Here is a 6,932-nt window from a genome sequence, read left to right as displayed (position 1 = left end):
GCCGGGGCCGACTGCCTGGTGTCCGGCTCGGCCTTCTTCAAGTTCCCGCCCTACAGGCAGCGCCACGAAGCCTTCCTGCGCGCCGCCGGGGCGCTGTAGCCGCGCGCCGCGCGCCCGCGCCAAAGGCCGCCGCACCCCCCGGGGGGTGCGGCGGCCTTTGTGTGCCCGGCCCGGGCCGGGGCCCGGCCGGGGGCGCCCCGGGTCAGCCCCCGGCGCCCAGCTCGGCGTCGATGGCGTCGGGGTCGCAAGCCGCGTAGCGCACCACGTTGCGCAGGTGGGCGAAGGTCGCGGGGTCCATCTCCTCGAAGGCCAGGGCCAGGGTGCCCCGGCCCGCGCGCGCCACCCGGGCGCCCATGGACAACACCGTGCCCGCGCCCAGGGTCAGGCGCACGACGCAGGCCTCCCCCGTGCGCATGCCCAGGCCGTGGGGCGCGGCGCACAGCATGCCCCGCAGGCTGAGATTCTCGCTGACCACCGGAACGGTCAGCCCCTGCCAGGAAACGATGGCCTCGAAGCGGGCCGGGACACGGCTGCGGCTGCGGCTGTGATGCTCGCTCATGCATCTGCCCTCCGCCGCCCGCGCGGGGCGGTCCAGAACAGCAGCTTACACCATCGCCGGGGGCCTGTCAGCCCCGGGGAATCATTTGTCCGCTTCCAACTGGCGGATGAAGATCAGCGCCATGCCCACCGCCCAGGCGGACAGGATGATGAACCGGGGCCAGAAGGGCACGAAGAATCGCGACAGGCCGATAAACAGGATTCCAGCCGCGAAATAGGCGACCTTCCAGCCGTGCCTGCGCCACCAGGGCCGGGATGCGCGGGGGTCGGGGGCGGCCACGGTCAGCGGATCCTGGCCGCAAGGGCGTTCAGGCCGTAGAGCAGGCAGCCGCCGATGACCACCAGGATCAGCGCCGTCACCGGGTTGCGGTAGGAGCCGATGAAGCCCATGTAGTCGTCGATGACGCCCTCCAGGCGCAGGGCCTTGATGAGCCCCAGGAACCCGTAGGTGATGAACGGGATGGCCAGGACGAAGGACAGGACCTTGATCAGGATGCGCAGGATGTTCATGGCGTGTGCTGCTCCTGGCGAAGGGGTGCGGCGCGGGCGGCCTCAGCGGCCCGGGGCGCCGCCCTGGTCGCGCCGCCGGGCGCGGCGGTTGGCGGAACGGACAAGCCCCACCCCGGCCCCCAGGGCCAGCAGGGAAAAGATCAGGGTCAAGGCTGCGGCCTTCAAAATAAAAGACAGGGATTCCCACATGTTATAATTCTCCGTTGGGTCACTTGCGCTCCCCTGCTATAGCCTTTCGCCGCGCGCAAGGCAACCGCGCAACGCGAATGCGGCCCCAAGGCCGTCCGGCGGGGCTGGCGCGGCGGGGCGGCGGCGTCCCGGGGCTGTCCGGTAGGGCCTGGCGCGACGGGGCGGCGCTGTCCCGGGGCCGTCCGGTATGAGCTGGGGCGATGGGGCGGCGCTGTCCCGGGGCTGTCCGGCGGGGCCTGGCGCGACGGGGCCGTCCGACGGGGCTGGCGCGACGGGTGGCGCTCTCCCGGGGCTGACCGACGGGGCTGGCGCGACGGGTGGCGCTGTCCCGGGGCCGTCCGGTATGAGCGGGGGCGGCGGGGCGGCGCTGTCCCGGGGCGGCTACCAGCCGCCTCCGCCGCCTCCGCCGCCGCCACGGCCCACGCCGCCCCCGGCGCCGCCGCCACGGCCCGGGCCGGACGAACGGGCCGAGGCGGCGAGGGCCCCGGCCAGGGCGTCGCCCAGCCCGCCCCCGCGCCCCAGGGTGCCCAGTCGGCCCAGGCTCCGGCCGGGCGGGCCGGAGCGCGGGTCGCGCCCTGCCGCCTCCAAGGCGGAGGAAAAACCGCGTGCCCAGCGCTGTTCGCAGTCCAGGGCCAGGGCGTAAGGCATCCCGGCCTCGAAGACCTCCGGGGTCCGCCCGGGCGGATTCAGCAGGTTCAGGCGCTCCTGCTCGGCCACGCCCAGATACAGGCCAAAGCCCTCCAGCTCGTCCATGAGCGCCCGCCCGGCGGGCGAGGGCGCGCGCATAAGCCGGGCGAAGACCAGGAACAGGGCCCCGCCCAGGGCGATGACCGCCAGGGGCAGAGGTTCGGGCAGGGACCGCAGGGCCAGGGCCCCCGCCGCGACGCACAGCGCCAGGCCCGGCAGCAGCCAGGGCGCGTTGGCGCGAAAGGCCGTACCCCGGAAGCGCGCGGCCAGGGCCCCGCGCAGGGCCGCTCGGGCCGCGCGGATCACCGCGCGGGACTCGCGGTCCAGGGGCAGCGCCGCGCTCCGGGCGAACAGCGCCGCCAGCAGGGCTTCCTCCTCGGGCTCCAGCCCCTCGGGCCGCCCCGGGGCGCGGGCGAAGGTCCACCGGCCGCCGGGCGCACGGTCCAGGGCCAGCGCCCCGCGCGCCGCCAGCCCCACCAGGGCCGCGGCGAACACGCGGTCGTCGAACCCCATGCGCCGCACATAGCGCGCCGCGCCGGGGCTGATGCCCGCCGGGGGCCCAAAGCGCGGCGCCACCGCCCCGCCCTGCGGGCCGCGCCCCACGCGCCACCAGGCCGCGAGGTAGGCCGCAAGGCCCGCCAGCAGCGCCCCCAGCGCGCCCAGGGGGCCGGGGTTGTCGCGCACAAGCCGGGCGGCCGCCCCCGGTCCGGCCGCAGGCAGCGCCCCCCCGGCCAACCGCAGGCCGATGGTCAACCCCTGGCCGGGGGCCAGGGGCCGCGTGGTGGCAAAGCGCGCCACCCCGGGACCGGCCACTCCGCCCTCCAGGGCCCGCCCGGCCCCGCCGGGGGGGCCGGTGACCCCCTCCGCCCCCAGCAGCCGCGCCCCCGGGGGCAGGACCACCTCGCACGCGGCGCCCAGGATGGGCAGGGTCCAACCCGTGCCCGTGACGTTCCAATGCAGCTCGTCGTGACCGTCCAGGACGTCCCCCTGGTCCGTGGCCTCGTAGACCAGCCTGAAGACGTGCGTCCCGGGGGCCAGGAGCGCGTCCGGGCGGCCAAGATACACGCGCACCCCGTCCGCCCGGGCCTCGGTCCGCGCGGCCTCGGGCGCGCCGTCGCGGCTGGCGCCGAGCACCACCACCCGCCCCCGGCGCACCAGGCCCAGGGCCCGGGCCAATCCGCCCGGCAGGGGGCGCGCCGTGGGCAGGTCGCGGTAGATGCCCCGGCGGACCTGGAGCCCCAGGGCCGTCACGGCGATGGTTTCCTCCACGCGCAGGCGCCCGTCGGCCAGCAGCTCCACGCGGCTGGCAAAGGATTCCACCGCCTCGCCAGCCGGGGCCGACCGGGCCGGGGCGGCCCACAGCGCCGCCAGAAGCAACAGGAGGGACAAAACGCGGGCCGCGCCCACGGGTCAGGACTTCCCGCGTGCCCGGGCCCAGGCCGCAGCCCGCGCGCGGGCCCCGGCGGAATCCGCAGCCCACAGGGCGCGGCCCTGGGCCAGCACCGCGTCGCGGACCGCGTGGGCCGGGGGCAGCCCGGGGGTCGCCGGGCGCTGCGCCGCCGGGCAGCTCACCGGGGCGAAGGCCAGCTCGCTGTCCAGGGAAGCGGCATAGTCCACAAGGGGTGCGTCGGCCAGGCGGCTGCGCTCCTGGCGGGCGGGGTCCAGCCCGCGCACGAAGCTCATGGTCCCCGAGGGCGGCTGGTCGCGATTCAGGGCCTCGATGCGCGCGTTGAGCGCCCCGCACCAGTCGCGCAGCTGGTCGACGTTGACGGTCTGGACCTTGCGGCCCCCGGGGCCGTGGGCGTGGCGCCCGTGCAGGTAGGTGTCCGCGGCTTCGGCCAGGGCGCCGTAGGCCGCCAGCAGCAGGCCCGCGTAGCGCCGCCAGGGCACAAGGGCGAAGGGCGCGCGCACGCCCTCGCGCAGGGGCCTGGCCGAAGCCTCGGCCAGCGGCCCGGGGTCCACGCCCAGGGCGGCGTAGAAGTCCCGCACCGCCGCGGGGCCGGGCAGCAGGGAATGCAGGGCCGCGGCCCGGCCCAGCACCTCGGCCTCGACACGCTCCAGCTCGCCCAGGCGCCGACGGTACAGCTCGATCTCGTCCTCCAGGGCCTTGCGCGCGCCGAAGAAGGTCGTCGCCGCCTCCGTCAGGGTCTCGGTCATCAGCCCTTCGGCCATGCTTTCCAGGGATTTGCCGCCCACGGCCACCTCCGCGCGCCTAGTCCAGGCGCACCCGGGGCGCGGCGCGCACGGCCTCGTCCCCGGTGTCGAAGAATTCCGCAACGCCGAAGCCGAACAGCCGGGCCGCGAGGTTGGACGGGAAGGACTGCACGGCGACGTTCAGCCGCCGCACGGCGCCGTTGTAGTAGCGCCGGGCCAGTTGCAGCTCGTCCTCCACGGCGGCGAGCTGCACGGCGAGCTGGCGGTAGTTGGCGTCGGCCTTGAGCCGGGGGTAGGCCTCGGCCACGGCGAACAGCCGCCCCAGGGCCTGGGCCAGTTCGCCCTCCTGGCGCGCGGCCTCGGCCACGGCGCCGCCCCCGGAGGACGCGCCGGACGCGCGCAGGGCCGTGACCCGCGCCAGGGCCTCGGCCTCGTGGGCGCCATAGGCGCGCACCGCCTCCACAAGATTGGGGATCAGGTCGTGGCGGCGGCGCAACTGCACCTCCATGCCGCTCCAGCCCTCGCGGACCAGGGCCCGCGCGCGGACCAGGGCGTTGAAGGCCAGGGCCAGCCACAGGCCGACAAGGGCCAGGGCGCCAAGGGCGATCCACACTGCGGTCATCGATCCCTCCGGATTTGCGGCCCTGCCCGGGCCTTCCGCCCGGGCAGGAAGCCCGCCCCGCCAGTCTACATGCCCCCGGGCGGCGGCGTCAAACCCGGCCCGCGCTAGTCGCGCCCGCCAGCCAACCCCAGGCCCAGGCCCATGGACAGGAAGACCCCGCCCGTGACCCACTGCTGCGCCCGGCGCGCCCCGGGATGCGCCCCGGCCCAGGTGCCGATGCGCCCGAAGCACAGGGCCACCCCGGACATCACCAGCCAGCCCGTGGCGCAGAAGGTCAGCCCCAGCACGGCGATCTGCGCCGGGAAATGGGCCGAGCCGTGGTTCGCGAACTGGGGCAGGAAGGCCAGGAAGAACAGGGCCACCTTGGGGTTGAGCACACTGACCAGGAAGCCCTGGCGGAAGATGCGCGCGCGCGGCAGGCAGGGCGCCGGGCCGTGGGCCTGGGGCCGCGCGAGCAGGATGCGCAGCCCGACCCAGACCAGATAGGCCGCCCCGGCGAAGCGGACCACCTCGTAGGCCGTGGCCGAAACCAGCAGCACCGCCGACAGGCCCAGGGCCGCCGTGGCCGTGTGCACCAGCCCGCCGCAGGCGATGGCCAGGGCCGAAAGCAGCCCGGCCCCGCGCCCCTGGCAGGCGCTGCGCGTGGCCACATAGAGCATGTCCGGCCCGGGGGTCACGTTGAGCAGCACGCCCGCGCCAAGAAAAAGGAAATAGTTCTCGATGCCGAACACGGAGGACTCCGGAGGGTGAGAGGGGAAGCGTCAGGCCAGCCGGGCGCCGTCGGGCACCGGGCGCTCGGGCACGGCCAGGACGATGGCGCCGTCGGCGTCCGCAAAACCGGTGACCAGGAACTGCGAACGCAGGGGCCCGATCTGCTTGGGCGGGAAGTTGACCACGCCCACGATCTGGCGGCCCACGAGGGCCTGGGGCTCGTAGAGGTCGGTGATCCGCGCGCTGGACTTGAGCACCCCGATGCCCGGGCCGAAGTCGGCGTGGATCACATAGGCCGGGATGCGGGCCTGGGCAAAGGGCTCGGCGGCCACCACCGTGCCCACGCGGATCTCCACGCGCTCGAAATCATCCCAGGTGATGTGCGTCATCGCCCAAGCCTCGCAAGGGAAAAAGGGGACGGGAACAGGGGGCGGGGGCTCAGGCCGTGCGGACTTCGTCCGCGCCGTGGACGGCAAAGCCGTTCTTGCCCGCGCTCTTCACGCGGTACATGGCCTGGTCGGCCTTGTCCAGCAGCACGGCGGGGTCCTCGCCGTGCTCCGGGGCCAGGGCGATGCCCACGCTGACCCCGGTGCGGACCATCTCGCGGTCCAGGGGATACTCCTGGCGCAGGGCGTCCACCATGGCGCGGGCGATGGCCAGGACATCCTCGCGCCCGGATGTGCAGCCCGGGAGCACGGCCACGAACTCGTCGCCGCCCAGGCGGTAGACCGTGCCCGCGTCGCCCACGCAGCGCTCCATGCGCGCGGCGGCCTGCACCAGCAGCGCGTCGCCCGCGCGGTGGCCGAAGGTGTCGTTCACGGCCTTGAAGCCGTCCAGGTCCATGAACAGCAGCGCAACGCTCACGCCCAGGCTGCATGTGCGCGTCACCAGGGCGGGCAGGGTGTCCTCCAGGGCCATGCGGTTGGCCAGCCCGGTCAGGGCGTCGCGGTAGGCCAGGGCGTCGCTGCCGCTCATGCCCGAGGCGTCCTTGACCATGCAGAAGTAGCAGTCGTGGTCAGGCGAAAAGATCACGTTCCAGTTCAGGCGCCGGTACTCGCCGTCCATGCAACGGAAACGGAAAAACAGCGATGTGGAGCCGATGTCGGAGGTGATGAGCCGCTGCATCTGGGCCAGCACGCGCTCGCGGTCGTCGAAATGGATGTGCTCGATGAGGTAGCTGCCGGCCAGCTCGCCCGACGCGTGGCCGGTAACACGCTCCCACTGGACGTTGCAGTCCTCGAACTGCCCGTCCGTGGTCAGCACGGCGGCCATGTCCAGGGACAAGGAAAGCCACGCGTAGCGCTCCACCGTGAGCACCCGCTCCAGGGCGTAGAGGTCGATACCTTCGGCGGCCAGGAGTTCCGCATCCATGCGCCCTGGGTAGCACGTTCGCACGATCCTTTCCAGTACCAAAGGCGGCAGGGGGAAGGATTTCGCGTTTGCTCCGCGGCACGGCGGTTTTTTTCGCAAACCGCCAGCGGGCGGGGCTCCGGACGCGGGG

Annotated in this window: 9 protein-coding genes and 1 pseudogene; 1 reads left to right on the top strand and 9 read right to left on the bottom strand. The window is 74.6% G+C overall.

All coding sequences use genetic code 11. The annotated features are described in order from the left end of the window. A pseudogene (locus M0P34_RS12515) lies at positions 1-99 on the top strand (ribulose-phosphate 3-epimerase); the annotation flags it as partial. A gap of 103 nt (positions 100-202) precedes the next feature. Here the strand turns inward: M0P34_RS12515 and M0P34_RS12510 are convergent. From M0P34_RS12510 to M0P34_RS12470, 9 genes are all read right to left on the bottom strand, one after another. After that, positions 203-559, bottom strand: a complete 357-nt coding sequence (locus M0P34_RS12510) for a PilZ domain-containing protein (RefSeq protein WP_291499640.1) — start codon at positions 557-559, stop codon at positions 203-205. Positions 560-640: 81 nt separating this feature from the next. Beyond that, positions 641-838, bottom strand: a complete 198-nt coding sequence (locus M0P34_RS12505) for a hypothetical protein (protein WP_291499638.1) — start codon at positions 836-838, stop codon at positions 641-643. Between the two features lie 2 nt (positions 839-840). After that, entirely contained in the window at positions 841-1,068 is a 228-nt protein-coding gene (locus M0P34_RS12500) for a hypothetical protein (RefSeq protein WP_291499637.1), read from the bottom strand. Positions 1,069-1,638: 570 nt separating this feature from the next. Beyond that, positions 1,639-3,333: a DUF2207 domain-containing protein gene (locus tag M0P34_RS12495; protein ID WP_291499634.1), complete on the bottom strand. Its 1,695-nt coding sequence runs from the start codon at positions 3,331-3,333 to the stop codon at positions 1,639-1,641. A gap of 21 nt (positions 3,334-3,354) precedes the next feature. Continuing rightward, positions 3,355-4,140, bottom strand: coding sequence for a hypothetical protein (locus M0P34_RS12490; RefSeq protein ID WP_291499632.1), 786 nt, complete (start codon positions 4,138-4,140; stop codon positions 3,355-3,357). 16 nt (positions 4,141-4,156) lie between these two features. Next, complete coding sequence (locus tag M0P34_RS12485) at positions 4,157-4,720, bottom strand: LemA family protein (protein ID WP_291499630.1); 564 nt, start codon at positions 4,718-4,720, stop codon at positions 4,157-4,159. A 104-nt stretch (positions 4,721-4,824) separates the two neighbouring features. Next, positions 4,825-5,451, bottom strand: a complete 627-nt coding sequence (locus M0P34_RS12480) for a LysE family translocator (RefSeq protein WP_291499628.1) — start codon at positions 5,449-5,451, stop codon at positions 4,825-4,827. Positions 5,452-5,481: 30 nt separating this feature from the next. Then, positions 5,482-5,820 carry a tRNA-binding protein gene (locus M0P34_RS12475; protein ID WP_291499626.1) on the bottom strand — a complete coding sequence of 113 codons (339 nt, stop codon included), beginning with the start codon at positions 5,818-5,820 and terminating at the stop codon, positions 5,482-5,484. Between the two features lie 49 nt (positions 5,821-5,869). After that, a complete protein-coding gene (locus M0P34_RS12470) occupies positions 5,870-6,826 on the bottom strand; it encodes a sensor domain-containing diguanylate cyclase (protein ID WP_291499624.1) in 957 nt (318 codons plus the stop codon). Positions 6,827-6,932: the final 106 nt, after the last annotated feature.

The organism is Desulfocurvus sp., assembly GCF_023230885.1.
Taxonomy (GTDB): Bacteria; Desulfobacterota; Desulfovibrionia; order Desulfovibrionales; family Desulfovibrionaceae; genus Desulfocurvus.
This window is presented reverse-complemented; position numbering and strand designations above follow the sequence as displayed.

Bases quoted from the DNA above. Each gene is read 5' to 3' on its own strand.
- M0P34_RS12510 (WP_291499640.1), bottom strand. From the start codon at position 559: ATGAGCGAGCATCACAGCCGCAGCCGCAGCCGTGTCCCGGCCCGCTTC.
- M0P34_RS12500 (WP_291499637.1), bottom strand. From the start codon at position 1,068: ATGAACATCCTGCGCATCCTGATCAAGGTCCTGTCCTTCGTCCTGGCC.
- M0P34_RS12485 (WP_291499630.1), bottom strand. From the start codon at position 4,720: ATGACCGCAGTGTGGATCGCCCTTGGCGCCCTGGCCCTTGTCGGCCTG.
- M0P34_RS12475 (WP_291499626.1), bottom strand. From the start codon at position 5,820: ATGACGCACATCACCTGGGATGATTTCGAGCGCGTGGAGATCCGCGTG.